The organism is Cellulomonas telluris, assembly GCF_004886325.1.
Lineage (GTDB): Bacteria > Actinomycetota > Actinomycetes > Actinomycetales > Cellulomonadaceae > Cellulomonas > Cellulomonas telluris.
The window spans coordinates 1-500 of sequence record NZ_QXFN01000145.1 but is presented as its reverse complement, the minus strand read 5'-3'; the positions used below and the strand labels follow the sequence as shown (position 1 = coordinate 500).

1 protein-coding gene is annotated in these 500 nt (G+C 71.4%); it reads right to left on the bottom strand.

What is annotated here, in order from left to right; genetic code table 11:
• Positions 1–500: peptidoglycan-binding domain-containing protein (locus FB586_RS19150; protein WP_187697907.1), on the bottom strand; the 500-nt coding region annotated here is incomplete at both ends.

Sequence of the window (500 nt, the reverse complement as noted above, 5' to 3'; positions counted from 1 at the left end):
CATCGCAGCGTGCGCGACGTCTTGTCGACGCACATCGCCCGCCCGGTCCTGCAGCGCGGGTCGAGCGGCGGCCCGGTCGCCACGATGTTGAACAGCTCGGCCCTGGTCGGCGTGCGGGTCGCGTCGGTGAGCCGGGTGAGAGTACGGCGGTCGACCTGACCGGTGACCGGGATCTTCTGCTTCGCCTGGAAGCCCTCCACCGCCTCGACGGTCCTGCGGGTGTAGCGACCCGTCACCTTCGCGTCGTAGGCGCGCACCTGCCGGAGGCGGGCCTGCACCTGGCGCACCCTCATGCCCCTGTCGCCGCGCTGCAGCAGCGGCCGGCCGGGGGTGTAGACGTTGTGCAGCGCCTCAGTCGTCGGCTCGACCGTGATCGAGGCGATCTTCAGCCAGGTGCGCTCGTCGACGACGCCGTCCGCGGTCAAGCCACGCCGGCGCTGGAAGGTCGTGACGCCCTCGTGGGTCTCCCGGTCGAAGCGACTCGTGACCACCTCGGAGTG